Here is a 26,472-nt window from a genome sequence, read left to right as displayed (position 1 = left end):
GGGCTTCGGTCGATCTCCCCACCCACCACCCACACGTCCGGACCGGACCGTGCCGCCCGCACACACCGGGGCACGTCCGACCCGGTAGAAGGGGCACAGATGAGCACTGTCTCCGCTGGCACGCTCGTACGGTCGAGGCGACTACGCGCGGTGCTGTCCATCCTCGCCACCGCCGTCGCGACGTGCGGCGTCGTCGTCGTGGCCACCGCGACGCCGTCGAGCGCCGCCACCTGCAACGGCTACGTCGGGCTGACCTTCGACGACGGTCCGACCGGCAGCACCAGCGCTCTGCTGAACGTGCTGCGCGCCAACGGCGTACGGGCCACCATGTTCAACATCGGGCAGAACGTGCAGAACAACAGGTCGGCGGCGCAGGCACAGGTGGCCGCCGGCATGTGGGTCGGCAACCACAGCTGGAGCCACGCCCACATGACGTCGATGAGTCAGTCCCAGATGCAGTCCGACCTGTCCCAGACGAGTTCGGCGATCCAGTCCGCGACCGGCAGCCAGCCGCAGCTCTTCCGGCCGCCGTACGGTGAGACGAACTCGACCCTCCAGTCGGTCGCCTCGTCGCTCGGGATGCGGCAGGTGATCTGGGATGTCGACTCACAGGACTGGAACGGCGCGAGCGTCAGCCAGATCGTGTCGAACGCCAGCCGTCTCCAGGCCGGCCAGGTCATCCTCATGCACGACGGGATCCAGAACACCCGGGACGCCATCGGCCAGATCGTGGCCAACCTGACCAGCCGCAACCTCTGCCCCGGCATGATCTCGCCGTCCACCGGTCGCGCGGTCGCACCCGACGGCGCGACCCCGCCACCGGGCAGCACGACTCCCCCGCCCAGCAGCACGACCCCGCCGCCGTCCGGCAGCTGCACGGCGACGGCAACGACGCCGAACGTCTGGGGTGACCGGTACAACACCTCGGTCACCGTCAGCGGCACCAGCACCTGGACCGTGGTGGTCGCCCTCACCGCGCCGCAGAAGGTCTCGACCATCTGGAACGGCAGCGCCACCTGGGACAGCAGCGGCTACGTGATGACCGTACGCCCCAACGGCAGCGGCAACACGTTCGGCTTCACCACGATGTTCAACGGCAACAGCAGCGCCCGACCGCAGATCCGCTCCTGTACGACCGGCTGACACCGCGACGGTCCTGCGTGGCGCCGGCCGGACGCCACGCAGGACGCGTAACTTGACCCGGTCACACCGTAAGGATTGCCGCTGGCCGCCAGTCGACTCCGTCCCAGGCCGTACGTCCTGGGCCAACCGCCGACCACGCCGCGCGGCGCCCGAGCCGTCGGGGTCTGGCGCCGCGTTCCGTTCTCAGCTCATGGTGGCCAGCAGGTCCCGGCAGGCCCGCTCGCAGGCGCGACACGCGTCGGCGCAGACCCGGCAGTGCTCGTGCTTGTCGGCGTGCCGGGCGCACTCGTCCCCGCACGACCTGCACGCGGTGGCGCACGCCTCCAGCAGGCTGCGCGTCAGGTTCGCGTCGTAGCCGGTGTGCCGGGACAGCACCCGGGCCGTGGTCGTGCAGATGTCGGCGCAGTCCAGGTCCGTCCGTGTGCACTTGGTCAGGTCCGCGACCAGGTCCTCGCTGAGGCAGGCGTCGGCGCACGCGGTGCAGGCCTGGGCGCAGTCGGTGAGGGCGTCGATCGTCGCCGCCAGCTTCGCCCGGTCCAGGTTGATTGATTTCGGGTACGTCTCCAGCATCGGCGTCGTGGTGCTCGGCATTCGGGAGGCCCCTTCTCTCGGCTGCCTGGGCCCTACCCGAATTGTCCCGATACACACCCGTCGCCGGCCGCCGATGCCCGGTCTCGTCCACGTCGCCGCCAATCAGTCCGCCACGACGAGCGCCTGCGGCGCAGCGGACTTCATCCGCGTACGCAGCCACTTGAGCTGGATGGCGGTCTCCCCCTCGCACTCGCGCACCACCGCGAGCAGGTCCTTGTCGCGCACGCCGTAGGCGGCCTGGCCCACGACGGTCCAGGTGATGTCGCACTCGGCAGCCATCAGGTAGAGATCCTGCAGATCTCGGAGCAGGCCGATGCCCCCGGTGCGGGTGCCCGTGAACAACTGCGAGTGCAGCCGGTCGGGTTCGTCGGGCGCGTCCTCCCGACCGCGCCGTGCCGACACGGCGTGGAAGGCTCCGCGCGGCAGCGGCCCGACGTTGGAGCGGCGGCCGGGGCGCATCGCCGCGTGCCGCTGGTCCGGCCGATCACCCGACCGAGTTTCCGGACAAAAAGGCTCATCTCCGAAGAACTCTCCCGTAATACCGTGAGGTTCGTGCCACCGGACCAGGATCGTTCTGGTCGATCGCTGGCGGAACCCACATCGAGAGGATCGGACCATGCGCGACCTATCTCGTCGCGAAGTACTGAAGGCGACGGCGGCCGTCGGCGCGGGCGCCGCGGTTTTCCCCGGCATCGTGGCCGCCGGCACCCCCGGGTTCGCGGCCGACGGCGGCCCGGGTCCGTCTACCACCGCGGAGTGTCCGCCGGCGGAGCTGACCGGCCGCATCGTCCGCCCCCAGGATCCCGGGTACGCGAACGCGAGCCTCGGCTGGGACGAGCTGTTCGTCCGCTACCCGCTGGTCATCGTCTTCGCACAGAACACCCAGGACGTGGTCAACGCCCTGACCTGGGCGCGGCAGAACGACGTCGCGCTGCGGGTCCGCAGTGGCCGGCACAGCCTTGAGGGCTGGTCGAACGTCGACAACGGCATCGTGATCGACGTGAGCGAGCTGAAGTCGACACACATCGACTATGCGAGCCGCACCGCACGGGTGGGCGCCGGGCTCAACCAACTGGAGGCGGTCACCGCGCTCGGCGAGCACGACCTCGCGGTGACCACCGGGACGGAAGGCAGCGTGGGGCTGTCCGGCGCGACCCTCGGCGGCGGTCTGGGATTCCTCACCCGCTACGTCGGGATGGCCTGCGACAGCCTGATCGGTGCGGAGATCGTCATCCCGTGGGGCAGCAACGGCGCGAAGGCGATCGAGGTGGACCTGCACAACCACGAGGACCTGCTCTGGGCCCTGCGCGGCGCGGGCAACGGCAACTTCGGGATCGTCACCTCGCTCACCTACCGGGCGACGCCGCTGCGCAGCGTCGCCTACGTTCAGGCGACCTGGGACGGCCTCGGCGACCTGGAGGAAATCTTCGACACCTGGCAGCGCGTCGCTCCCTTCACCGACTACCGCCTGGGGACCCAGGTCGAGATCCACAAGTCCCAGATCCTGCTGTTCGCGGTGCTCGCCGACGGTCCGGAGGTGGAGGCGAGGGAGCTGCTGGAGCCGATCCTCTCGATCGGCAGTCCCGAGGTCACCGTGCAGACCGGGGGCTGGGGCGAGATCTACACGGGCTTCCAGATCCCGACCGAGGACGAGCCCGCCAAATGGAAGTTCTTCTCGCAGTTCTCCAACAGGCCGTTCCCGCGCAAGGCGATCAGCGTGGTCCGCGCCTTCATGGAGGAGGCACCCACGGACGACAGCAACTTCTTCCTCCAGGCGTTCGGCCGTGGGGCCCAGGCGCACGAACCCCGTGGCGGCTCCGCGTTCCCGCACCGCGACGCGCTCTTCTACTCCGAGCCGGGCGTCGGCTGGGGCACGCGCGGGGAGCCGGACAGCGGAGATGCCCTCACCCCGATCGCACAGACCTGGATCGCCGAGTTCAGCCAGGCCCTGCGGCCGTACGTCGACGGCGCCTACGTCAACGTGCCGAACATCGGGATGGCGGAGTGGGAGTCGGCCTACTGGGGGTCCAACTTCTACCGACTGCGCAAGGTCAAGGCGAAGTACGACCCGCACAACGTCTTCCAGTACGAGCAGAGCATCCCACCCGCGACCTGCTGAAGCGACGGCCCCGGGCCACGCGTGGGCGTGGTCCGGGGCCGCGGCGCGCGGCGACAGTAGTGGCCTCTCGCGGAGTGCGCCAGCCAGAGCGAGCAAAGCGGCGCCACCTTTTGCCGTCCGTGAAAAAAGATCAGCTCCTTGTGAAGAAAGCCTCACCCCGGTGAGGATATTCGGATGCGTCGTCTCCCTCAGAGTCTCGGCCGGCTGGTCGCGGGCGTGCTCGCGCTCGCCCTCGCCACGGCGGTCACCCTGCTCGCGTCCGCTCAGCCCGCCGCAGCTCACGGGACGCTCGCGATGTCCACTCCCGAGAGCGGCGCCACGGTGCAGGGGCCGTTGACGTCGGTGGCGCTGTACTTCACCGAGAAGGTCGGCGCCAACGCCTACTTCACGGTCACCGCGCCGAACGGCGTCCGCGTCGACAACGGCTGGACGTACGGGGAGCCGAAGGCGCTGACCAAGCCGGTGCGGGAATACTTCCTGGTCGACGGCCAGTTCCAGCCACGGGAGTACACGACGGGGTTTCCGGCGGTGGTGTCGGTCGCGCACCTTCCGGCCGCTGGCCAGTACTCGGTGAGCTACCTGTCGGTGGCCTCCGACGGTGACGCGGTGCGCGGCACGATGACGTTCCGCTACACCGGCCGGGCGACCAAGGCGCCGCAGGGTTGGCAACCGCCGACCCAGCAGCCCGACCCCGCGCTTCTGGCCGCCATCGACCAGCACGCGTCCACCGGGCAGCAGCCGGTGGCCTCGGCGGCGCCCGCCGGCTCGCCCAGCACGGCGCAGGCGGCGCCCGCCGTGCCCTCGGATGGGCGAAGCGGCCCGGGCGCGCTGCTCTGGGTCGGTGGGGCGGTCGCGGTCCTGGCGGCGGTGGCGGGATTCGTCCTCTGGCGTCGTCGCTCGTCGCCCGCGGGTGGACCGCCTGGCCGGGCCCGCGCGTCGAAGGCTCCGGCGGGCCGGGGCAGTCGCGTCGCACCGTCGGCACGCAAGCCCGTCGCCAGCAGGAACGCGGCAACCGCCGCCAAGAACGCGGCAACCGCCGGCAAGAACGCGGCAACCGCCGGCACGAGCGCGGCAACCGCCGGCGGCGGTCGCGCGGCCGGTGGCAGACAGCGAAGCGCCGCCGTACCCGCGGCGCGCAGCAGCGGCGCGCTCGCCAGCGCGCGGAATCCGGTCGTGGTGGAGCCCGCGCCGGCGGGACGGCCGGCGCCCTCCGCGCAGGCCCTGGCCACACCGGAGGAGGCGTCGCCCGCCGACCGGTCGCGGCCCGAGGCGCAGGACAGCACAGTGGTACGCGGGTCACGGCTGACCAACACCCACCTGGCGCTGCTCGTCGGCGGGCTGGTGGTGGCTCTGCTGGCCGGCTTCGGGCTCGCCCGCATCGGCACCGGCGACGCGTCGCCGTCCGGTGACGCTCGTCGGCCCGCGGCCGCCGGCGGGGTGCCGACCGGTTCCGGGGAGGCCCTGTCGGCCGGTTCCGGGCACGACCACGCGCCCGGGACCGGGCCGCACTCGCATCCGGGGGACGTCGGCGCGGGTGAGACGCTGGCGACCGGGACGACGGTCAGCGCGGGCGGTTACACGTTGCAGCCCCTGGAGCGGACCCAGCCGCCCGGCGTACGCGCGGACTACCGGTTCCGGATCGTCGGGACCGACCGGCAGCCGGCGACGCGTTTCGCCATCGTGCACGAAAAGCCGTTGCACCTGATCGTGGTGGGGCGCGACCTCGGCGGCTACCAGCACCTGCACCCGACGATGGCGTCCGACGGCACCTGGAGCGTCCCCCTGACACTGGCCCGGCCGGGTGGCTACCGCGTCTTCGCCGACTTCTCCGTCAACGCCGCCGACGGTCGACAGGTGCCCCTCGTGCTGGGCGTCGACCACCACGTGCCGGGCGCGTACGCCCCGGCCGCGTTGCCACCGGCCCAGGCGCAGGCGACGGCCGGGCCGTTCACGGTGTCGATGACCGGGACGCCCACCGCCGGGGTGACGGCGCCGGTGCGATTCCAGCTCACGCGCACCGACGCCGCCGGGCCGGTCCAGCCGCAGCGGTACCTGGGCGCGTACGGGCACCTGGTCGTCGTTCGCGAGGGTGACCTCGGGTACGTGCACGTCCACCCGGAGCAGGAGCTCGTCGACGGCGCGGTCGCGTTCTGGCTGACCGTCCCCAGCGCCGGCCGGTACCGGGCCTTCTTCGACTTCCAGGTCGACGGGAAGGTCCAGACCGCCGAGTACACGATCAACCTGCCCTGACGGCTGGCCCAGGCGGGCGGGCGGCACCGGAGTCACCCGGATGTCGCCCGTCCGCCGCCTCGGCGGTGCGGCTCACCCGCCGGTGTGCCCTCGTGCCCCGGTCGCTCCGGAAAGTCGCGGGAACCACACGGGCTCACGCCCCGACTACCTCACCGGGGCCGCGACCACGCGACAGAGCACGCCGGGCGAATTGCCAGCACGAGGAGTGCCCTCGGGCACCTCCCGACAATCCCGATGGGACAACCATGTCTTTGACCGAGCTGTCCGGCACGCCGACGCCGGAACCCTCCCCCGCGGCGGGGCCCCCGGCCCAGCCGACCCGGCGTGCCTCGCCGTTGGGCGCGCTGCTGCTCCGGCTGCACTTCTACGCCGGCATCCTCGTCGCACCGTTCCTGGTGGTCGCCGCGCTGACCGGGCTCGCCTACACGGTCGCCCCGCAACTGGACGGCGCGCTCTACGGCGACCAACTGACCGTGGGCGCCCACGGTGACCGTCCACTCCCCCTCGCCGACCAGATCGTCGCCGCCCGCGCCGCGCATCCCGCCGGCAGCATCGCCACAGTCGTGCCCGGGGACGACGACCGGACCACCCGGGTGGCGTTCTCCCTGCCGGAACTCGGCGAGAAGGTGCACACCGTCTACGTCGACCCGTATACCGGGGAGGTCCGGGGCCAGCTGACCACCTGGTTCGGCTCCACACCGGCCACCACCTGGTTGGACGATCTGCACCGCAACCTGCACCTGGGCGTGGTGGGCCGACACTACTCGGAGCTGGCGGCGAGCTGGCTCTGGGTGCTCGCTCTCGGCGGGCTGGTCCTGTGGTGGCGACGACGCAGCGCCTCCCGGTCCACCGCTCGGCACCTGTTCGTGCCGAACCTGTCCACCGCCAGGGGTGTCCGCCGCACCAGGGGGTGGCACGCCACCACCGGAGTCTGGCTGGTCGTCGGTCTGCTGTTCCTGTCGGTGACCGGCCTGACCTGGTCCCGCTACGCCGGAGCGAACTTCGGTGCCGGCCTCGACGCCCTCGACGCGCGCTCCCCCGAGATCTCCACCAGCCTCACCGCCGGCCCGACCGAGAACGGGGGTGGCCACCAGCACGGCGACGCCCCGGCGGACGGCGTCGTCGACCCGGCGGCCTTCGACCGGGTCCTGACGGCCGCCCGTACGGCCGACCTCTCCGGGCCGGTCGAGATGACCCCGCCACAGGAGCCGGGCGCCGCCTGGATCGTCACGCAGATCGACAACACCTGGCCGGTCGCGAAGGACCGGGTGGCCGTCGACCCGGCCGGTGCCACGATCACCGCCCGCAGCGACTTCGCCGACTGGCCGCTCCTGGCGAAACTGAGCGGCCTCGGCACCCAGGCCCACATGGGTGTGCTCTTCGGTCCGGTCAACCAGATCCTGCTCGCCGCGCTCGCCCTCGGGCTGCTCTGCGTCGTCGTGTGGGGTTACCGGATGTGGTGGCAGCGCCGTCCGACCCGCGCCGACCGCCGGGCGCTCGCCGGCACCGCACCGGCCCGAGGCGGTGTCCGCGGGCTGCCACTCTGGACCGCGCTGATCGGCGTGCCGGTGGCCGTGGCGGTGGGTTGGGCCATACCCCTGCTCGGCCTCAGCCTGCTCGCCTTCCTCATCGTCGACGTCCTGGTCGGCGCGGCGTCTCGCCGTCGACGCCCCGCCGCGACACCCGTCTCCCCGGCACCGGCTGGGCGCTGACCAGACCGGCCCGATCCCGGCCCACCGTGATCAAGACGGGCCGGCCTCAGCTCGACGGGAGGGCGTCGCGGTACGCCCTCCCGTCAGCGCACCGAGGGCGCGACGGCCGCGACACGCGTCGATGGTGTCGTGATGAGCACAGCATCGGCTCGGGGATTTGTCCGGTTCCGCCGGTCTGTTCCCCAGATTGGTGGAACGATGGCTGTCGTGGGAACTGCCGAGACTGCCATGCCTGCCATCTCGCCGCTCGCCGGCGAGCCGATCAAACGCGCGGATGCCGAACGGCTCGCGGGGGTGCTGAAGGCGTTCGCCGATCCGGCCCGCCTGCGGCTGCTCAGCCTGATCCAGGCCGCCCCGGAGGGCGAGGCCTCGGTCACCGACCTCACCGCGCCGCTCAACCTCTCTCAGCCGACCGTGAGCCATCACCTGCGGATTCTCACCGAGGCCGGTCTGATCGAGCGCGAGAAGCGCGGCGTGTGGGCGTATTACCGCATCGTGCCGTCGGCGATCGCGGCGATCGCCGACCTGCTGACGCCGCCCCGCAAGCGGCCGACGAAGAAGACCCGCTGAGCGACCGCCGCGTCGGTGGCGGTCGTCGTCACCGGACCCGGGCGACGGCGGCGTTGAACGACACGTCCTGTACGGACGGCCGCGGCTGCGGCGCGTCGTCAGCGTGCCAGCGCGCCACCGACACGACGCCGGGCTCGACGAGCTCCAACCCGTCGAGAAGGGCCGCGAACTGCTCGGTGGTCCGGGCCTGGAACCGGCCGTCGCGGTTGTTGGCTTCGAGCTGGGCGGTGACGGCGGGCGGCAGGTATTCCCAGGTCACGTGCGAGGCGACCACGTAGCTGCCGGACGGCAGCGCCGCGATGAGCCGATCGAGGATGCCCTTGGGGTCCTCGTCGTCGCGGATGAAGTGCAGGATGGCCACCAACATCAGCGCGACGGGCTGGGTCAGGTCCAGTGTCGTGCGCAGATCGGGATGGGCGAGGATCGCGTCCGGCTCCCGCAGGTCGGCGTCGAGGTAGGCCGTCCGCCCCTCGGGCGTGCTGGACAACAGCGCGCGGGCGTGGGCCAGGACGATCGGGTCGTTGTCGACGTACACCACCTGTGCCGACGGGTCGATGCCCTGGGCAACCTCGTGGGTGTTGTCGGCGGTCGGGATGCCGGTCCCGATGTCCAGGAACTGCCGGACGCCGTGCCGCGCCAGGAAGCGCACCGCGCGTTGCAGGAACATCCGGTTCTCCACGGCGGAGAGCCGGATGGTGGGCATCGCGGCCGCGAGCGCGTCGCCGGACTCCCGGTCGGCGGCGAAGTTGTCCTTGCCCCCCAACAGGTAGTTGTACCTGCGGGCCGGGTGCGCGACGGAGGTGTCGATCCGGTCGGTCGCCGAAAGGTCTGCACCGCGTGATGTCATCCGGCCTCCCCAGTGCTGCGCGTCTTCCACAAGGTACACACCTCGTCGCCGGTGGGCAGACCCCGTCAACCCCCGTTCAGGTCGCGCAGCTCCCGACAGTCGCCGACGCGCCGCCCGGGTCCGGAGCCGGCTCCGCGCCGCATACCCCGGCGAGGAGGTCGGCGGTGGTGTGCGCCTGAATGCCGGGCTGCGTGCCGTCGGCGAACCGTGCGACGACCGACCGGACGTGGCGCGCGGCGGGCTCGGCGAGGCCGTCGTAGACGGCTTCGAACAGCTCCCGGGCCGGCTGTCGGAGCCATCCGGGCGGCAGCAGGTCCAGCGGCAACCGGGGGTCGAGGGTGGGAAACCGCCGGAAAGTGTCCATGACCTCGGTACGCGCCCGCACCGCCGCCGCGCCGTCGACGGCTCCGGATCGCAGCATCGGCACCAGGGGCGTCCACCGTTGCAGGAACTCCTCGTAGTGCCGTCCGATCGCCTCGATGTCCCAGGCGTCGATGGGAGCGCGCTGGCCGATCACGTCGAGCGCGGCCTGTCGCCCGCGAAACACCGTGACGGCGCCGAGGGTGAATCGGGCAAGCTGCGCCCTGCCCCGCGCGCTCAGTTCGTACGGCGAGATCCACAGACCGTCGTACAACGGCGCGTACCCGAGCCAGCGGAGCTGGCCACGCAGGGCCCGTCGCTGGGTGCTGTGATCCTGCGGCAGGGAGAAGGCGACGATGGTCCAGCATCCGTCCCACGTCGTGACCTCGGTGGTGGCGGCCAGGATCCAACTGCCGCCGCTGGACAGGTTCGCGGCGGCGGCGCGGCTGATCCGGTAGGAGCTGCGCCGCCCCTCCCGGCTGCCCTCCAGCACACCCCGACGGGCCAGGCGGCTGATCGCGGCGCGTGCGCCGGCAGTGCTCACCCCGGCCTCGGCGAGCAGCGCGACGAGGGCTGCGGACGGGATCCGCGCGCGGTTCCGCAGGGTGTAGTCGGCCAGCAGGGTCACCGCGAGATCCTGCGGCGAGCTGCCGGCCTGCCGCCGGGGCAACCGCGGCGGGTCGTCCCCGTCGTCGGGATAGATCTCCTCGATGGTGAAGGGGCTTGCCACAGGCGCTCCCGGCTCGACTCAGGGACGGTGCACCGACTGTAGACGGACGGCCCGCGCCGCCGGGCCCGTCGCGGCGGGCACGACCACCCATGCAATTGAGATCCGTCGATTGACACTTCGGCGACCGCGAGGAACACTATCTGCTACGCGACGCCGCACGGAGCCGGGCACAGGGCAAGCACACGTAGTGGGCGAGGCGCGATCACCACGGGCAGTCGGCCGCACCCGTGACCGCCGCGCGACCACACGCAACCCGCACAGGTGATCGAAGGAGTCGTCCCCGTGAAGATCCGAAGAAAACTGCTGCTCGGCCTGGTCACGTCGCTGGCGGCGGCCGGCCTGGTGGCACCCGCCCTCCAGCCCGCGTACGCCGCGTCCCTCACCGAGGTGACCAGCTTCGGCGACAACCCCGGCCGGATGCGCATGCACGTCTACGTGCCCGACACCCGCCCGACCAGGCCCGCGATCGTGGTCGCCATGCACGGCTGCGGAGGATCGGGCCCCGGCTTCTACTCCGGCAGCGAGTTCGCCGCCCAGGCCGACCGGTACGGGTTCATCGTGATCTACCCGACCGCGACCCAGCAGGCCGGGTTCGGCAACTGCTTCGACACCTGGTCGGATGCCGCCAAGCGCCGCGGCGGCGGCAGCGACCCCGTGTCGATCATCTCGATGATCCGCTACGCCCAGCAGCAGTACGGCGGCGACCCCGACCGGGTGTACGCCACCGGCAGCTCGTCCGGCGGCATGATGACCAACCACATGCTGGCCCTGTATCCCGACGTGTTCAAGGCCGGCGCGGCGTTCATGGGGGTCCCCTACAACTGCTTCGCCAACGCGGCGGACTATCCGCCCGGGAGCAGCCAGTGCACCGGCGGGAACATGAACCGCACCCCGCAACAGTGGGGTGACGCGGTCCGTCAGGCGTACCCCGGCTACTCCGGCCCCCGCCCGCGCGTGCAGTTGTGGCACGGCACCAGCGACACCCTCGTGCCGTACTCGCTGCTGCAGGAGGCCATCGAGCAGTGGACCAACGTGTTCGGGCTCAGCCAGACACCCACCTCCACCGACACACCGCAGACCAACTGGAACCGGCGTCGGTACGCCGACGCGAGCGGGACCGTTCAGGTCGAGGCGTACAGCATCCAGGGCGCCGGGCACACCCTGCCCGCCGGCGGTATGGCCGCTGCCGCGGTCGCCTTCTTCGGCCTGACCGCCCCGCCGAACCCGACCACGCCGCCGCCCAACCCGACCACGCCGCCCCCGAACCCCACCACGCCGCCGCCCAACCCGACCACGCCGCCCCCGAACCCCACCACGCCGCCCCCGAACCCCACCACGCCGCCGCCGGGTTCCGGCGCGTGCCGGGTGAGCGTCGCCATCAACGCCTGGAACACCGGCCTGACCGAGAACATCACCATCACCAACACCGGTGCCAGCGCCGTCAACGGCTGGTCGCTGGTCTTCACCCTGCCCGGCGGGCAGAGCGTCACCTCGGGCTGGAACGCGACCTACTCCCCCGCGTCCGGCCAGGTGACGGCCCGGAACGTCGCCTACAACGGCAGCATCCCGCCGAGCGGATCGGTCACCATCGGCTTCCAGGCCACGCACACCGGCAACACCGCCCAGCCGAATTCGTTCACTCTCAACGGCGCGACCTGCACGATCGCCTGACCACGGGCGACAACCCGGGCCGAGCTGTCCGAGCCCGTACGAGATCGAGCCGGCCTCGTCGCGCGCAGCGACGGGGCCGGCTCGGAGCAGGCGTCGGGTGGCCGAGTCGACTAGACGAGTAATTCCTAACCGTGGCTGGGGCGGTGGGCGTAGCCGGCGGCCGGCGGTGACCGTCAGTCACCTCCGTGGGGGCGGATGCGGTCGTAAGCGGTATACCTCAGAGTCATATTCATACCTCTGAGGTATACCGCTCGACAGCACATCGACGCGGCGGGCAGCCAAAGCGGATCATCAACACCAAGCGCACCCCACGCCCCGACGAACACCTACTGGCACAACCGCAACACCGGCCAACCCGTCACCCGATCCCTGATCGCCTACGACCACTGACCAGGATTAGGACTTACTCGTCTAGTTTCCCGCGGGCACCTGGTCCTTGACCTCGTCGTAGCCGACCGCGCCGGGCGCGTCGGTCGGCGCGTAGATCACGCGGAGCACGCCGGTCGGGAACACCTCGGTCGCCGTCACCCGCAGGTGGTACGGCGTGTCACCGTCGTCGAACAGCCGGCGGCCCTTGCGCGCCGCCACCGGGTGCACCAGCAGGCGCAGCTCGTCGACCAGCCCGGCGGCGAGCAGCTGCTGCACCACGGAGATCGACCCGGGAATGAGGATGCCCTTGATCCCGGCGTCGGCCTTGAGCGCGGCGACGGCCGCCGGGAGATCGCCGTCGATGATCTCCGAGTTGCGCCAGGAGAACTCCAGCGGCTGGCGGGAGACGACCACCTTGCGCACGTCCCCGAGCTGCTTGGCGAACCCGGCGTCCTCGCCACCCGCCGCCTCCCGGTCGGGCCAGGCTCCGGCGAAGCTGTCGTAGGTCACCCGGCCGATGAGCAGCACGTCGGACGTGTCGTAGTCCTCGGTGACGGCGCGGCCCATGTTGTCGTCGAAGTACGGGAAGTGCCAGTCGGGGTCGATCTCGGCCACGCCGTCGGCCGAGATGAACAGCGTGGAGATGACCTTCGCCATCGGAGTGCTCCTTCAGGTCAGGTGCAGTCGGCAGAGAGACGGCCACAGCATCCCAAATTCGTCGGCCACCCACCGCCTCTCGAACCGCGCGCCGCCCAACCGAACCCGCCGAGAACAGCGGAACCTGTCAGGGTCGGTGACTTCCACTGGACGTTCCGCCTGGCTGAACGGCTCCTGCACGACCCGCACGACCTGGTCCGCAAGGCGGTGGGCTGGATGCTGCGCGAGGTGGGCAACCGCGACCGGGCGGCCGAGGAGGAGTTCCTGGCCCGGCACCACCGGGTCATGCCGCGCGTCATGCTGCGGTACGCGATCGAGAAGTTCGAGCCGCAGCGACGCAGCGAGTACCTGTCGGGGCTGGGCTGACCGCCCTCCCGTGTTCGCCGGCAGGACACGGACGAGCCCCGGTCGATCGCTGACGGATCGGCCGGGGCTCGTCGGTGAGCGCAGGATCAGGCGAGATCGAACCGGTCGAGCTCCATGACCTTCGCCCAGGCCGCGACGAAGTCGTGCACGAACTTGTCGCGCCCGTCCTGGCTGGCGTAGACCTCGGCGAGGGCCCGCAGCTGCGAGTTGGAGCCGAAGATGAGGTCGACCGCGGTGGCGGTCCACTTCACCTCGTCGGTGGCCAGGTCGCGGATCTCGTACACGTGCTCGTCGGACTTCGACGCGTTCCACCGGGTGCCCGGGGAGAGCAGGTTGGCGAAGAAGTCGTTGGTGAGCACACCGGGCCGGTCGGTGAGGACGCCGTGCTGGCTACCGCCGGTGTTGGCGCCGAGCGACCGCAGACCGCCGACGAGGACGGTCATCTCGGGCGCGGTCAGGTTCAGCATGTAGGCACGGTCGACGAGCAGCACCTCCGGCTGGGTCTTCTCGCCCGGCCGCAGGTAGTTGCGGAACCCGTCGGCGCGCGGCTCCATGACCCGGAAGGACTCGACGTCAGTCTGCTCCTGGGTGGCGTCGGTGCGGCCCGGCCGGAACGGCACGGTCACCTCGACACCCGCGTCGCGCGCCGCCTTCTCGACCGCGGCCGAGCCGGCCAGCACGATCAGGTCGGCGAGCGAGATCTTCGCCCCACCGGCGGCGTTGAACTCCTGCTGGATGCCCTCCAGAGTGCTCAGTACCGACGCGAGCTGCTCGGGCTGGTTGACCTCCCAGTTGCGCTGCGGCTCGAGTCGGATCCGCGCGCCGTTGGCGCCACCGCGCTTGTCGGTGTACCGGAAGCTCGCGGCGGACGCCCAGGCGGTGGAGACCAGCTGGTCGATCGTGAGACCGGCCTGGAGGACCTTCGCCTTGAGGGCGGCGATGTCGGCGTCACCCACCAGCTCGTGGTCGACGGCCGGCACCGGGTCCTGCCAGAGCTGCGGCTCGGCCACCCACGGTCCGAGGAAGCGCTCGATCGGGCCCATGTCGCGGTGCAGCAACTTGTACCACGCCTTGGCGAAGGCCAACGCGAACTGGTCGGGGTTCTCCAGGAAGCGCCGCGAGATCTTCTCGTACGCCGGGTCGACGCGCAGCGACAGGTCGGTCGTGAGCATCGTCGGCTTGTGCTTCTTCGCCGGGTCGTGGGCGTCCGGGATGATCGCCTCGGCGTCCTTGGCGACCCACTGCTTCGCGCCACCCGGGCTGGTGGCGAGCTCCCACTCGTAGCCGAAGAGGATCTCGAAGAAGCGGTTGCTCCACTGCGTCGGGACGTCGGTCCACGTCACCTCGAGACCGCTGGTGATCGTGTCGGCGCCCTTGCCGCTGCCGTGGGTGCTCAGCCAGCCGAGGCCCTGCGCCTCCAGCGGGGCGCCCTCGGGCTCCGGGCCCACGTGGCTGTCGGCGACGCCGGCACCGTGGGTCTTGCCGAAGGTGTGACCGCCGGCGATGAGGGCGACGGTCTCCTCGTCGTTCATCGCCATCCGGCGGAAGGTCTCCCGGATGAAGTGCGCCGCCGCCGCCGGGTCCGCGTTGCCGCGGGGGCCCTCCGGGTTGACGTAGATGAGGCCCATCTCCGTCGAACCGACGCCGGGCGCCATCTCCTTCTCGGAGGCGTACCGCTCGTCGCCGAGCCAGGTGTCCTCCGGGCCCCAGAAGATCTCCTCAGGCTCCCACACGTCCTCGCGACCGAAGCCGAAGCCGAAGGTCTTGAAGCCCATCGACTCCAGGGCGACGTTGCCGGCGAGCACGATCAGGTCGGCCCAGGAGATCTTCTGGCCGTACTTCTGCTTGACCGGCCAGAGCAGCCGGCGGGCCTTGTCCAGGTTGGCGTTGTCGGGCCAGCTGTTGAGCGGGGCGAAACGCTGACCGCCGTCGCCGGCGCCACCGCGACCGTCCTCGATGCGGTAGGTGCCGGCGGCGTGCCAGCTCATCCGGATCATCAGGCCGCCGTAGTGGCCGAAGTCGGCCGGCCACCAGTCCTGCGAGGTGGTGAGGACCTCGACGATGTCGCGCTTGAGGGCCTCGACGTCGAGCTTGGCGAACTCCTTGGCGTAGCTGAAGTCCGCACCCAGCGGGTTGCCCTTCGACGAGTGGGCGTGCAACACCGAGAGGTCAAGCTGGTTGGGCCACCAGTCCCGGTTGGTGCGCGGACGACCACCGGTCTTCGGGGTCGGCGAGTCGATCGCCGGGTTCTCGCTCTCGCTGCCGTGTGCGGTCACCGAGTCGTGCGCGACCGGGCAGCCGGCCGCGGCCTTCTCGTCCACGCCCTGCGCGCTGGTGGGGCGGTTGTCCTGGGTGTCGCTCATGTACTTCCTTCCGAACTGGCGGATCACTGGGAGGTGCGAGCGGCCGCGCAACCGGGGCAGGTGCCCCAGTAGACGACCTCCGCCTCGTCGACCACGAACCCGTGGTCATTCGAGGCGGTGAGACAGGGGGCGTGGCCGACGGCGCACTCGACGTCGGCGATGGCACCGCAGGAGCGGCACACGACATGGTGGTGGTTGTCCGCCACCCGGGACTCGTAGCGGGCGGTGGCGCCGGCAGGCTGGATCCGGCGTACCAGACCGGCGTCGGTGAGCACCCGCAGTACGTCGTACACGGCCTGGTGGGACACGGTGGGATGCTCCGCCCGCGCCAGCGCGATCACCGCGTCGGTGCCGACGTGGGGGTGGTCACGCAGGGCCGCGAGCACCGCCAGCCGGGGCCGGGTCACGCGCAGCGAGGCGGCTCGCAGTTGCGCCTCGAAGTCGGGCATCACCCGACGAACATTAGCTCACTTTTTTGGAACGGATCAAGTTTCAGCCGATCCGGCCCGCCGAAGTGGCGGTGACCTCTCCCGGGACCCACTTCCCGCGCCGCCCGCTGGCTGAGGTCCGGAAAGTCTTCGGAAATTTCGGCGACTTCCGGCCGAGGTGGGGCCTGCTAGCGCCGGCAGTCGTATGACGATACCGAACTCTGACTGACTACTGACCTGGATTGACACACTTCCCTTCCGCAGGCGGAGGCGAGAGCGATGCTGCCACGGCGTTTCCGGAAATTGTTGACAAGTGGACGACCGGGTTAATACGGTCGCCATCGACGACGTTCAATCAGCGTCAGCACCAGCCACCACGGCCCACTCCTCCGGTCGTCGTGCAGGACGACCGGCCAACCACCACCACGCGGCACGACGCCGTGGCCGTTACGAGGAGGAACCACCCACATGACCGACACCAGCCACACCCCCACCAGGCGAGGGAGGCGCGGCCGCATCCGGCTGCTCCTGGGCGCCGCATGCGCCGCCGTCCTGGCCGTCGCCGGCACGGTGACGGCGACCAACGCGTACGCCGAGGCCGACCGGACGCTCACCTCGAGCCTGACCGGCACGCACAACGGCTACTACTTCTCCTTCTGGAAGGACGGCGGCAACGCCAGCATGACGCTGCGCGCCGACGGCCGATACTCCAGCAGTTGGGACCGCAGCACCAACAACTGGGTCGGCGGCAAGGGCTGGGCCACCGGCTCGCGGCGGACGGTCAGCTACTCGGCCAACTACAACCCGGGGAACAACAACACCTACCTCGCCCTGTACGGATGGACGCGCAACCCGCTCATCGAGTACTACGTGGTGGAGAACTTCGGCAGCTACAACCCGAGCAGCGGCGCCCAGCGGCTGGGCACGGTGACCACCGACGGCGGCACCTACGACATCCTGCGCAGCCAGCGGGTCAACGCCCCGTCGATCGACGGCAACCAGACGTTCTACCAGTACTGGAGCGTCCGCCAGCAGAAGCGTTCGAGTGGCACCATCACCACCGCCAACCACTTCGACGCCTGGGCCCGCGCCGGCCTCAACCTCGGCACCAACCACAGCTACCAGATCATGGCCACCGAGGGCTACCAGAGCAGCGGCAGCTCCGACGTCACCGTCCAGGAGGGCAGCGGCGGTAACCCGACCTCCGGGCCCACGACCGGTAACCCCGGGACCGGCACCTGCAACGCGACGCTCTCCGCCGGTCAGCAGTGGGGCGACCGCTTCAATCTCAACGTCGCGGTCAGCGGCACCAACAACTGGGTCGTCAGACTCGGCCTCGGCGGCGGCCAGAGCATTCAGAACAGCTGGAACGCCTCCGTCAGCGGCACCAGCGGAACCGTCACCGCCAGGCCGAACGGCAACGGCAACAACTTCGGGATAACGATCATGGCCAACGGCAACTGGAACTGGCCGACGGTCAGCTGCGCCACCGGCTGATCCCGACCGACACCGCGCACCGACACCCGGCCCCGCCGCCACGCGACGGGGCCGGGTGCTGCGCCTGCCCTTGGTGCGACCCCGTCGGCTCCAGCCGGTGGGTCAGAGCCCCTGTCCGATCTCCACGAGATAGCCGTCGGGGTCGCGGAGGTAACAACGGATCTCGGTGCCGTGGTCCTTCGGCTCGGTGAGGAAATCCGCGCCACGGGCCTTCCACTCGGTGTAGAGCGTGCGGATGTCCCGGACCCGGACATTCATCGCACAGCTCAGGGTGTTGGCGTCAACCGGGGCCTTGGCCTGGACCGTCGGCTTGTCGTCCGTCGGGCCGCCCTCGACGTTGATGATGATGTAGCTGTTGAAGAACTTCATGATCAACGGGTTCGCGTCATGGACGCACGTCGCCCCGAACACGCGCTCGTAGTATTCCCGCGACCGATCGATGTCCCGGACGATGAGCAGCGTCGCCAGGAACATGCCGTCTTCAGGCTCGAAATAGTCGGGAGCCGGGTTGGCCAGGGTCATAGCCACCTCTTCGTCGCCTGCCTCCGCTGGATGGGCGCGACGGGGTTCCCGCCAGGGTGGGGCCGAAACCGGGAACGGCCGGGAGATCACGAGTACATCAGGTGCAGCGTCATCCCGGCGTCGGCGTGCCCCAGGTTGTGGCAGTGGTTGGCCCACATTCCCGGATTGTCGGCCCGGAACGCCACCTCCCACACCTCACCCGGCCGGACGTCGAACGAGTCCAGCCACAACGGACTTCCGATCGCCGCCTTTCGGGTGCGGGACAGCACGAGGACGTGGTGGCCGTGCAGATGCCACGGGTGCACGGTCTGCGACCGGTTGACGATCGTGAAGCGGACGACGTCGCCACGGCGGACAACTTGCGGTGGGATGTCCGGATCGGCCGCGCCGTTCACGGTGTGGGCGTAGCGCGGGAGCAGTCCGTGCAGGTCGAGACCACGATCGAGGACGATGGTGAACTCCCGGTCGAACCGGGTCCACGGCGCGGGAGCCGGCACGCCGTAGGTGAGCGGGTCCAGGACGGGCCACCCGCCGGTCGCCGTCGACACCTCCCCGGTGGAATAGACCAACCGTGCGTCGACGAACAGCGCCACCGGGGTGGCCGGCGCGGTGAACACCAGGTCGTAGCGGCCTCCGGCCGGGATCAGCACGGCGGTGTCCGCAAGCGGCGTCGGACCCCGCAGATCAACGCCGTCGATCGCGGCCACCCGGAAGGTGGTCCCGGCCAGGGCGTAGCGGTGCGTCGTGTTGTCGGTGTTGATCAAGCGCAGCCGTACCGGCACACCGGCCTCGACCCGCTCCACTCTCGCCGTGGGCAGCGGACGACCCGCCAGGGTGTGCACCGGCACGGTGACGTCGTTGCCGGTTGTCGGCCCCGGGCGCACCACCAGGACGCCGTAGAGGCCCATCCGCACACCGACGTCGGACACCGCGTGGGTGTGGTACCAGTACGTCCCGGCCTGATCGGCACGGAACCGGTAGACGAACTCCTGGCCGGGCAGCACCGCTGCCTGCGTCACACCGGGCACCCCGTCCTGACTGTTCGGCACGTCGTACCCGTGCCAGTGCAGGGTGACGCCCCGCCCGATGTCCCGGTTGCGCAGCGTCACCTCCACGACGTCGCCGACGGTGGCGGTCAACTCCGGCCCGGGTACCTGAGCGTTGAACGCCCACGCCGCGACGTCGCGGCCACCCACGTTCACCCTGGCCGTCCCGGCCGTCAGGGTGAACCGCCGAGTGGGTTCGTCGGTGGTCCGGATCTGCGGATAGCCATGATCATGCGGTACGGCGGGCGCGGTGTCCGGGGCGACGGCCAGCCCGGTTCCGGCCAGCAGGGCCGCGACCGTCACCACGGTGGCCGCGCGGGACACCATCCGGGACGGGCGCGCGTCGAGAAAGCGCCACGAGACCGCCGCCGCCGTGCCGACGCCGGCGACCGCGAGCAGCCCCGTCGACGCCGACGCCGGATAGCCGTGCAGGATCGTCACGAGCAGGGCGCCGCTCACGGCGTACCCGGCGTGCAGGAGCGGGACCGCGGCGGACCGGATGTCGCCCGCGGCCCGCAGCAGCCGCGGCCCAGCGACGATCACCGCGGCGAGCGACAGGGGCGCGGCGATGAGGACCTTCTCCGCGGCGAACCACCAGCCGGCGCGGGCGAGCGCGATCACCGCGAGCGCGCGGCCGAGCGTGGCGAGCAGCGCGACGGCGGCCAGCCCGAGTGCGAGCGGACGGCGCCGGACGGCCGCCGCTACGCCGCCACCCAGCCACCCGGCGGCGGTGAGAACGGCGAGCACGAGGTCCGCCACGAGCAGCGAGCCGGTGGTCATGCCGGCTCCCCCTCCCGGACGGCCTCGCGGGTGTCACCCACCGGCACCGGACCGCCCAGCCTCCGCGCTGCCCGCAGGACGCCGACCACGACGTGCACCGCGACGATGCCGTTGAGCGCGTGCAGCCCGCCGAGGGTCAGGCCGAACGCGGTGCTGACTCCGGCGGCGTCGGTGGACGCGTTGGCGAGCATGGCGAGAAGCGCCTGCACGACGACGAGGCCGAACGGCAGGATCGCCAGTCCGACGAGTCGGCCCGGCGCCTTCGCCAACGCGGCGAACAGGGCGGTGAGCAGGGTGAGGACGGGGATCACGGCCATGCCGTTGGCGCTGTGCAGGGCGTACGCGCCGTCGCCTCCGGGCTTCGTGAACGCGCCGACGGCGGCGAAGACGAACTGGACGGCGAACGCGACGAGCAGCAGGGCGGCGCTGACGACGAATGCCTTACGCATGGTGAGCTCCTAGAGGTGCGCCGAGGCCAGGGCCTGGGCGACATGGTCGGTGGCGGTGATCGCTCCGTACGCGACCAGCCGGACGAGGTCGGCGTCGGCGGGGTGCGACAGCCGCCAGAGGGCGACGTCCCCCACGCTGATCGCGCTGGGCGCGAACGCCGCCAGCAACGCGATCCGGGTTCCGATGCGGTCCCTGCCCGGCACGTCCCGGACCAGGTCGACGGCCCAGTCGGCGGGCCGGGCCGGAATCCGCCCGTCCTCCCAGCGCGCGGTGGCCGTCACGGTCTGGCGGGCCACGTCGCCCAGCAGGTCCCCGCCCCGGGTGGCGGCGGTTCGCAACGAGGCGTAGGCGACGCCGACCGGGCTGTCCCCCGCCCAGGCCGGCGGCGGCGTCGGACCCGCCTCGAGGAGTGGGAGACTGCGACCGGGTGCCCTCGGCTCCCGGGCGGCCCTGGCGTACAGCCGGCCCCCGACCGAACGCACCAGCGGTGAGCGTTGCAGGCCGCCGGGGAGCAGGTCGGGGTCGAGCAGCGCCGAGACGATCCGGTTGATGAAGTGGAAGGCGAGCAGGGTGCCGGTGACCTCCGGGCGGTACGGGCTGCGCCAGTCGGCGGCCCGCGGGCTGCGGCTGTTCTGGGCCCAGCGGGCGAGTTCGGCGTGCCTCGGGTCGGATGGCGTCCCGCCCCGGGCGACGACCTCGGCCAGCCCGTGCTCGCCCAGGGCGTGCAGCAGCAGCACGTGGGCGTCGACGCAGAACTGACAGCGGTTGGCCCGGGACACGGCCGCCGCGACGAGTTCGCGCTCGACCCGGGACGTGTCCCCGGCGAGCAGGGCCTCGCGCAGCAGCGACCAGGTCGCGGCCAGCACCTCCGGCACGGCCGAGAGCACCTGGAAGGTGGGCAGCGGCCCGAGGAAGTCCTCACGCGACTGCTGGTAGACCTCCGCGGTGCGGCCGGTGGCCGCCTTCGTGGGGATGGGGGTGAAGAAGCGGTATGTCATGAGGTCGATGCTTGCCGCGGCGGGCTGGGAAAACGTCGTTCCGCCGCAGACACTTGCGCCGGCGCGATACCACGCCAGTGGTACGTCTGATCTACCGCACGCGCGGGATGCTCCACGGACGACGGCCGTTCTACAGTGCGACCATGCGCCGCGACCTGCCGTACGCCCTCAGTGGTCTCGCCCTCGGCGGCCTGCTGCTCGGCAACGCCGCGCTCGCACCGGACGCCGCGACCGTCGGGGCCCTCGACGTCGCCCTGGTCCTGTCCATGGCGGCGGCCCTCGCGGTGTGCCGGCGGTACCCGGTGGTCGCGCTGGGCGTGGTGACCGCCGCCATGCTGGCCCTGCACATCCGGGTGCACTCCGGGGTGTCCGCCGCCTTCCCCGTTCTCGGCGTGGTCTACCTCGCCGCCTGGCGGGGTCGCCGGGCGGCCGCCGCCGTGGCCAGCGTCGCCTTCCTCGGTGGCTTCCTGGCCCGCGACGTCTCGGTGGCGCCGGCCGACCGCCCCAACCAGCTGATCGTCGAGCGGACGGCGCTGCTGCTGGGATGGTTCGTGGCGGCCAACGTCGCCGGGCTCGTCGGCCGGCAACGCCGGGCGTACCTGGAGCAGGTCGAACAGCGGGCCATCGAGGCCGAGCGCACCCGCGAGGAGATGGCGTTGCGGCGTGCCGGGGAGGAGCGTCTGCGCATCGCCCGCGACCTGCACGACTCCCTGACCCACAGCATCTCGGTGATCAAGGTGCAGGCCGGGATCGCCGTGCACCTGGCCCGCAAGCACGGCGAGGAACCCTCGGCCACGCTGCTGGCGATCCAGGAGGCCAGCGGTGCCGCGATGCGGGAGCTACGCACCACCCTCGACATCCTGCGCGCGCCCGAGGACGACCGCGTCGGGCTGGCCCGGGTGGACGAACTCGCCGAGCGGACCCGGGCGGTCGGCGTGCCGGTCCAGGTCACCGTCAGCGGTCGGCCCCGGAGCCTGCCCGACGAGGTCGACCAGGCCGGCTACCGGGTCGTCCAGGAGGCCCTGACCAATGTGGCCCGCCATGCCGGCCCCGCTACCGCGCACATTCACGTCGAGTACGCCCCGGCCGGGCTGACCGTCGCGGTCACCGACGACGGGCGGGCGTCACCGGCGCGGCCCCCGACACCGGGGGTGGGACTGCGCGGTATGCGGGAACGGGTCACCGGACTGGGCGGCACACTGCAGGCCGCCGCCCGCGACGACCACGGGTTCACGGTGCGGGCCACGTTCCCCCTGGACGAGCCGGCATGATCCGGGTCCTGCTCGCCGACGACCAGGCGCTGATGCGAGCCGGGTTCCGGGCGCTGTTGGAGGCCGAGGACGACCTGGAGGTCGTCGGCGAGGCCACCGACGGCACGTCGGCCGTGCACCTCGCGCGACGCCTGCGCCCGGACGTCGTGCTGATGGACGTGCAGATGCCGGGGCTCGACGGCATCGAGGCGACCCGGCGCATCGCCGCGGATCCCGACCTTGCCGCGATCCGGATCCTCATCCTCACCAACTACGGGCTCGACTCCTACGTCTTCGCCGCCCTGCGAGCGGGCGCCAGCGGTTTCCTGCTCAAGGACGCCGACCCCGCCGACCTGCTGCAGGCCGTCGCCGTCGTGGCGCGCGGCGACGCGCTGCTCGCGCCGACCGTCACCCGTACGCTGATCAGCGAGTTCGTGGCCAGCCCACCGCCAGCCGTGCCGGCGGCGGGTCGGGACGTGCTGACCGCCCGCGAACAGGAGATCGTCGAGCTGGTTGCCCGAGGGATGACCAACGACGAGATCGCCCTGCGCATGGTGATCAGTCCGTTGACGGCCAAGACGCACGTGAACCGGGCGATGACGAAGCTGCACTGCCGTGACCGGGCCCAGCTGGTCGTGTGGGCGTACGAGTCGGGACTGATCACGCCGCGCCGCCGGTGACCGTGCCGTCCCGGCGGCGCGGCGCGAGCCCGGTGTCAGGACCCGATGGCGATGGCGAAGACGTGCATGGTCGGCACGTTCGCGGCGGCCCGTGCGCTGATGTTGGGCAGCACGACCTGGGTCACCGCCTTGCTCTGCAACGCGACGCCCACGTAGTAGATGCAGGCCGCCGTGGCCTGGCGGGCGTTGTTGGGCCGGTTCTGGTAGGCGGACACGATGGCGGCGGTCGCCCCGGACTGCGGCCCGCCGTACCAGTCGGGGGTGCTCAACGTGAACGTCTGGCGGGTGCCGTCGGCGTACACCACGGTGCCCGTTCCCGACACGGCGCCGTAGGTGCCGGTCAGGAGGAAGCCGAGCGTGCTGCCGGTGCCGCTGACGCCGATGGTCTGGCCCGAGGCGATGGCGTTGTCGGCCGTACCGGGGCTGACGTTGGGCCAGCGGAAGTTCACTCCGTTGCGGCTCACCGTGCCGCCCGGGCTGGCGCCGGCCTGTGCCAGGGCCTGCGCGGAGAGACTGGCACCGTTGCCGTCGAAGTTCGCGACGTTGGTGTTGCTGTCGTTGCTGATGCCGGCGTTGGTGAAGCTCTGCTCCAGCGTCGGCGTGGCGGCACCCGTGCTGCTGACCCGGTAGGTGCGTCCCGCCTGCACGGTCACCTCGACCAGGTCGGACTCGATCCGGGTGACCCGGGGCGACGTCCCGTCGGCGGTGTCGACGACGCTCACGGTGCCGGTCAGGAACCGCGACCGCAGGCGGACGGTGCCGGCGCGGTCCGGTCGCACCAGCACCTCGGTGGCCGTGCCGCTCGCCCACGTGATGCTGACCGTGTGCCCACCGCGGCCCCGCAGGCCGGTCACCCGGCCGCTGGGCCAGGCCGGCGGCAGCGCGGGCAGGATGTGCAGCTCACCGATGTGGCTCTGGAGCAGCATCTCGGCGATGCCGGCGGTGGCGCCGAAGTTGCCGTCGATCTGGAAGGGCGGGTGCAGGTCGAACATGTTGGGGGCGAGCCGGGCGGTGGTGGCGAGGTAGCGGATCAGGTCGTGGGCCCGCTTGCCCTCCTCCATCCGCGCCCAGAAGTTGATTTTCCAGGCCAGCGACCAGCCGGTGCCGTCGTCACCGCGCAGCGCCAGCGTGCGGCGGGCGGCCTCGAACAGCTGCGGGGTGCCGCGCTTGGTGATCTGGTTGCTGGGCGCGAGCCCGTAGAGGTGGGAGATGTGCCGGTGGTTGGGCTCGGTCTCCACCCAGTCGTACAGCCACTCCATGATGTTGCCCCGCGAGCCGATCTTCATCGGCGCGAGCCGGTCCCGGGTGGCGCGGACCTGGGCCCGGAAGGTGCTGTCCACGTTGAGGATCTCGCTCGCGCGGGCGCACGCGTCGAACAGGTCGCGCAGGATCTGGTTGTCCATCGTGGGACCGGCGCACACGCTGGCGTTCGCGTGGTGGCTCAGCTCCGGCGAGTTCGACGGGTTGGTCACCAGATAGCCGAGGGTCGGCTCGGTCACCAGCGTGTCGAGGAAGAACTGCGCGGCGCCCTTCATGGCCGGGTAGTTCGCCCGCAGGAACTCGACGTCACCGTTGAACAGGTAGTGGTCCCAGATCAGCGTGGACAGCCAGGCACCGCCGGTCTGCCACATGCCCCAGAACGCGCCGTCCACGACGGCGGTGGCCCGCCACGCGTCGGTGTTGTGGTGGGTGACCCAGCCGCCCGCGCCGTACTGCACCTGGGCGGTACGGGCGCCGGCCACCGACAGGTCGCGGACCATGTCGAACACCGGGTTGTGGCACTCGGCCAGGTTGGTCGTGTTGGCCGGCCAGTAGTTCATCGGCAGGTTGGCGTTGATCGTGTACTTCGAGTCCCAGGAGGGGGTCAGCGAGTCGTTCCAGATGCCCTGGAGGTTCGCCGGCTGGGTGCCGGGCCGGGACGACGAGATCAGCAGATACCTGCCGAACTGGAAGAGCAGCGCGGAGAACTGCGGGTCGTTGACGCTGTTGTGCTGCGCGATCCGGACGTCGGTGGTCTGGTCGGCGGCGGAGGTGCGGCCGAGGTCGAGGGTCACCCGCCCGAACAGCGCCTGGTAGTCGGCGACGTGCCGGCTGCGCAGCTGGTCGTAGCTGGAGGCGCGCGCCGCGCTGAGGCGCTGCCGGGCGATACCCCCGTAGTCGCCACCGACGTTGCGGTAGTTGACATAGCTGGAGCCGATCGAGATGAGCAGGGTCACGCTTGTCGCGTTGGTGACCCGCAGGGTGCCGCCGGAGCTGGACACGGTGCCCCCGCTGACGGTGGCGTTCGCCAGGGCGAGGAAGCGGACCTGCCCGGTGACGCCCTCCTGACTACCGGAGACGCCGTCGAGACCGATCGTCGTGCCGTCCGGGCTGGACACCGTCGTACGTTGCGGGCTGTCGAAGGTGGCGGTGAAGCTGATCGATCCGCTGCGGTCGGCGGTCAGCCGCATCGCGATGACCTGGTCCGGCGCGCTGGCGAAGACCTCACGCTGGTAACGGATGCCATTCAGGACGTACGACGTCGTGGCCGTGGCGGTGGTGAGGTCGAGCGTGCGGTTGTGCTGGGACGCCCCGCTGGCCGAACCAAAGGCCAGCCGGAGGTTGCCGACGGTCTGGTACGCCAACTGCCCGCCGGGGTTGCCCATCATGGTCTGGTTGATGAGGTCCTGGGCCTGGGTCCACTGGTTCGCGTTGACCAGTCGCCGGATCTCCGCCAGCGCGGCGGCGCCTCTGGTGTTGCTGGGGTCGTGCGGCCCGCCGGCCCACACGGTGTCCTCGTTGAGCTGAAGTCGCTCGGTGTCGGCGTTGCCGAACACCATGGCGCCGAGCCGGCCGTTGCCGATCGGCAGGGCCCGCAGCCAGTCGGTGCCGGCGCCCTCGTCGTACCAGAGGGCGAGGTCGTTGGCCGCCAGCACCTGCGGCGGTGCGACGGAGTCAGCTTGGGCGGTGGCCGTCCAGGGCAGCGGCAGCAGGGCGCCACCCGCGCCGGCCGCGCCGATCTTGAGGGCCTGCCGCCGGGTCAGGTCTGACATCGATCCTCCAAACGGTGACCGATGCGGCCACCCAAGCGCGA

Annotated in this window: 22 protein-coding genes; 10 read left to right on the top strand and 12 right to left on the bottom strand. The window is 71.3% G+C overall.

The features are described 5' to 3' along the window. Positions 1-99: 99 nt before the first annotated feature. On the top strand, positions 100-1,143 hold the full coding sequence (locus OG505_RS06440) for a polysaccharide deacetylase family protein (RefSeq protein WP_405431717.1): 1,044 nt from the start codon (positions 100-102) through the stop codon (positions 1,141-1,143). 183 nt (positions 1,144-1,326) lie between these two features. Here the strand turns inward: OG505_RS06440 and OG505_RS06435 are convergent, their stop codons facing one another. After that, positions 1,327-1,734: a four-helix bundle copper-binding protein gene (locus OG505_RS06435; protein WP_405431716.1), complete on the bottom strand. Its 408-nt coding sequence runs from the start codon at positions 1,732-1,734 to the stop codon at positions 1,327-1,329. Positions 1,735-1,836: 102 nt separating this feature from the next. Beyond that, positions 1,837-2,136 (bottom strand): hypothetical protein, encoded by a 300-nt coding sequence (locus tag OG505_RS06430; RefSeq protein WP_405431715.1) that lies wholly within the window; start codon positions 2,134-2,136, stop codon positions 1,837-1,839. A gap of 214 nt (positions 2,137-2,350) precedes the next feature. Between OG505_RS06430 and OG505_RS06425 the strand changes: the two genes are divergently transcribed. The 4 genes from OG505_RS06425 (at position 2,351) to OG505_RS06410 (ending at position 8,385) form a co-directional block, all read left to right on the top strand. Further along, on the top strand, positions 2,351-3,853 hold the full coding sequence (locus tag OG505_RS06425) for an FAD-binding oxidoreductase (RefSeq protein ID WP_405431713.1): 1,503 nt from the start codon (positions 2,351-2,353) through the stop codon (positions 3,851-3,853). 174 nt (positions 3,854-4,027) lie between these two features. Continuing rightward, the gene (locus tag OG505_RS06420; RefSeq protein WP_405431711.1) at positions 4,028-6,103 is read left to right on the top strand and encodes a copper resistance protein CopC; all 2,076 of its coding nucleotides are present in this window, start codon (positions 4,028-4,030) and stop codon (positions 6,101-6,103) included. 245 nt (positions 6,104-6,348) lie between these two features. Continuing rightward, complete coding sequence (locus tag OG505_RS06415) at positions 6,349-7,815, top strand: PepSY-associated TM helix domain-containing protein (protein WP_405431709.1); 1,467 nt, start codon at positions 6,349-6,351, stop codon at positions 7,813-7,815. A gap of 198 nt (positions 7,816-8,013) precedes the next feature. Beyond that, a complete protein-coding gene (locus OG505_RS06410) occupies positions 8,014-8,385 on the top strand; it encodes a helix-turn-helix transcriptional regulator (protein ID WP_007461709.1) in 372 nt (123 codons plus the stop codon). Between the two features lie 28 nt (positions 8,386-8,413). On the opposite strand, the gene OG505_RS06405 is transcribed toward OG505_RS06410, so the two are convergent. Both OG505_RS06405 and OG505_RS06400 read right to left on the bottom strand, forming a co-directional pair. Next, positions 8,414-9,232: an SAM-dependent methyltransferase gene (locus OG505_RS06405; RefSeq protein ID WP_405431707.1), complete on the bottom strand. Its 819-nt coding sequence runs from the start codon at positions 9,230-9,232 to the stop codon at positions 8,414-8,416. 76 nt (positions 9,233-9,308) lie between these two features. After that, a complete protein-coding gene (locus OG505_RS06400) occupies positions 9,309-10,322 on the bottom strand; it encodes a PaaX family transcriptional regulator C-terminal domain-containing protein (protein WP_405431705.1) in 1,014 nt (337 codons plus the stop codon). A 282-nt stretch (positions 10,323-10,604) separates the two neighbouring features. Between OG505_RS06400 and OG505_RS06395 the strand changes: the two genes are divergently transcribed. Continuing rightward, positions 10,605-11,993, top strand: coding sequence for a PHB depolymerase family esterase (locus OG505_RS06395; RefSeq protein ID WP_405431703.1), 1,389 nt, complete (start codon positions 10,605-10,607; stop codon positions 11,991-11,993). Positions 11,994-12,404: 411 nt separating this feature from the next. Here OG505_RS06395 and OG505_RS06390 read toward each other — a convergent pair whose 3' ends face one another. Continuing rightward, on the bottom strand, positions 12,405-13,019 hold the full coding sequence (locus OG505_RS06390) for a dihydrofolate reductase family protein (RefSeq protein ID WP_405431702.1): 615 nt from the start codon (positions 13,017-13,019) through the stop codon (positions 12,405-12,407). Here OG505_RS06390 and OG505_RS06385 point away from each other — a divergent pair. Further along, on the top strand, positions 12,951-13,385 hold the full coding sequence (locus tag OG505_RS06385) for a DNA alkylation repair protein (protein ID WP_405431700.1): 435 nt from the start codon (positions 12,951-12,953) through the stop codon (positions 13,383-13,385). The two genes, OG505_RS06390 and OG505_RS06385, sit on opposite strands and share 69 nt — an antisense overlap. Before the next feature lie 86 nt (positions 13,386-13,471). Here the strand turns inward: OG505_RS06385 and katG are convergent, their stop codons facing one another. Beyond that, positions 13,472-15,748: a catalase/peroxidase HPI gene (gene katG / locus OG505_RS06380; RefSeq protein ID WP_405431699.1), complete on the bottom strand. Its 2,277-nt coding sequence runs from the start codon at positions 15,746-15,748 to the stop codon at positions 13,472-13,474. A 23-nt stretch (positions 15,749-15,771) separates the two neighbouring features. Beyond that, positions 15,772-16,200 carry a Fur family transcriptional regulator gene (locus OG505_RS06375; protein WP_405431697.1) on the bottom strand — a complete coding sequence of 143 codons (429 nt, stop codon included), beginning with the start codon at positions 16,198-16,200 and terminating at the stop codon, positions 15,772-15,774. 444 nt (positions 16,201-16,644) lie between these two features. Here OG505_RS06375 and OG505_RS06370 point away from each other — a divergent pair, with 444 nt between their 5' ends. Continuing rightward, positions 16,645-17,673, top strand: a complete 1,029-nt coding sequence (locus OG505_RS06370) for a glycoside hydrolase family 11 protein (RefSeq protein WP_405431696.1) — start codon at positions 16,645-16,647, stop codon at positions 17,671-17,673. A gap of 102 nt (positions 17,674-17,775) precedes the next feature. Here the strand turns inward: OG505_RS06370 and OG505_RS06365 are convergent, their stop codons facing one another. The 4 genes from OG505_RS06365 to OG505_RS06350 all read right to left on the bottom strand — a co-directional run bounded on the left by OG505_RS06365 (position 17,776) and on the right by OG505_RS06350 (position 21,469). Further along, positions 17,776-18,195 (bottom strand): VOC family protein, encoded by a 420-nt coding sequence (locus tag OG505_RS06365; RefSeq protein WP_405431695.1) that lies wholly within the window; start codon positions 18,193-18,195, stop codon positions 17,776-17,778. Positions 18,196-18,281: 86 nt separating this feature from the next. Next, positions 18,282-20,021: a multicopper oxidase family protein gene (locus tag OG505_RS06360; RefSeq protein ID WP_405431694.1), complete on the bottom strand. Its 1,740-nt coding sequence runs from the start codon at positions 20,019-20,021 to the stop codon at positions 18,282-18,284. After that, on the bottom strand, positions 20,018-20,470 hold the full coding sequence (locus OG505_RS06355; protein WP_405431693.1) for a DUF6220 domain-containing protein: 453 nt from the start codon (positions 20,468-20,470) through the stop codon (positions 20,018-20,020). Before OG505_RS06355 ends, OG505_RS06360 begins: the two co-directional genes overlap by 4 nt. Before the next feature lie 9 nt (positions 20,471-20,479). Next, entirely contained in the window at positions 20,480-21,469 is a 990-nt protein-coding gene (locus OG505_RS06350) for a carboxymuconolactone decarboxylase family protein (protein WP_405431692.1), read from the bottom strand. Positions 21,470-21,612: 143 nt separating this feature from the next. Here OG505_RS06350 and OG505_RS06345 point away from each other — a divergent pair, with 143 nt between their 5' ends. Continuing rightward, a complete protein-coding gene (locus OG505_RS06345; protein ID WP_405431691.1) occupies positions 21,613-22,740 on the top strand; it encodes a sensor histidine kinase in 1,128 nt (375 codons plus the stop codon). Further along, a complete protein-coding gene (locus OG505_RS06340) occupies positions 22,737-23,399 on the top strand; it encodes a response regulator (RefSeq protein ID WP_405431690.1) in 663 nt (220 codons plus the stop codon). The genes OG505_RS06345 and OG505_RS06340 overlap by 4 nt, the downstream gene beginning before the upstream one ends. 35 nt (positions 23,400-23,434) lie before the next feature. Here OG505_RS06340 and OG505_RS06335 read toward each other — a convergent pair whose 3' ends face one another. Further along, complete coding sequence (locus OG505_RS06335) at positions 23,435-26,431, bottom strand: glycosyl hydrolase family 95 catalytic domain-containing protein (protein ID WP_405431688.1); 2,997 nt, start codon at positions 26,429-26,431, stop codon at positions 23,435-23,437. Positions 26,432-26,472 lie beyond the last annotated feature (41 nt).

Origin of the sequence: Micromonospora sp. NBC_00617, assembly GCF_045161355.1 — a bacterium.
GTDB lineage: Bacteria > Actinomycetota > Actinomycetes > Mycobacteriales > Micromonosporaceae > Micromonospora.
Note: the sequence above shows the minus strand (reverse complement) of the source record. Positions and strands in the feature narration are given on the sequence as shown.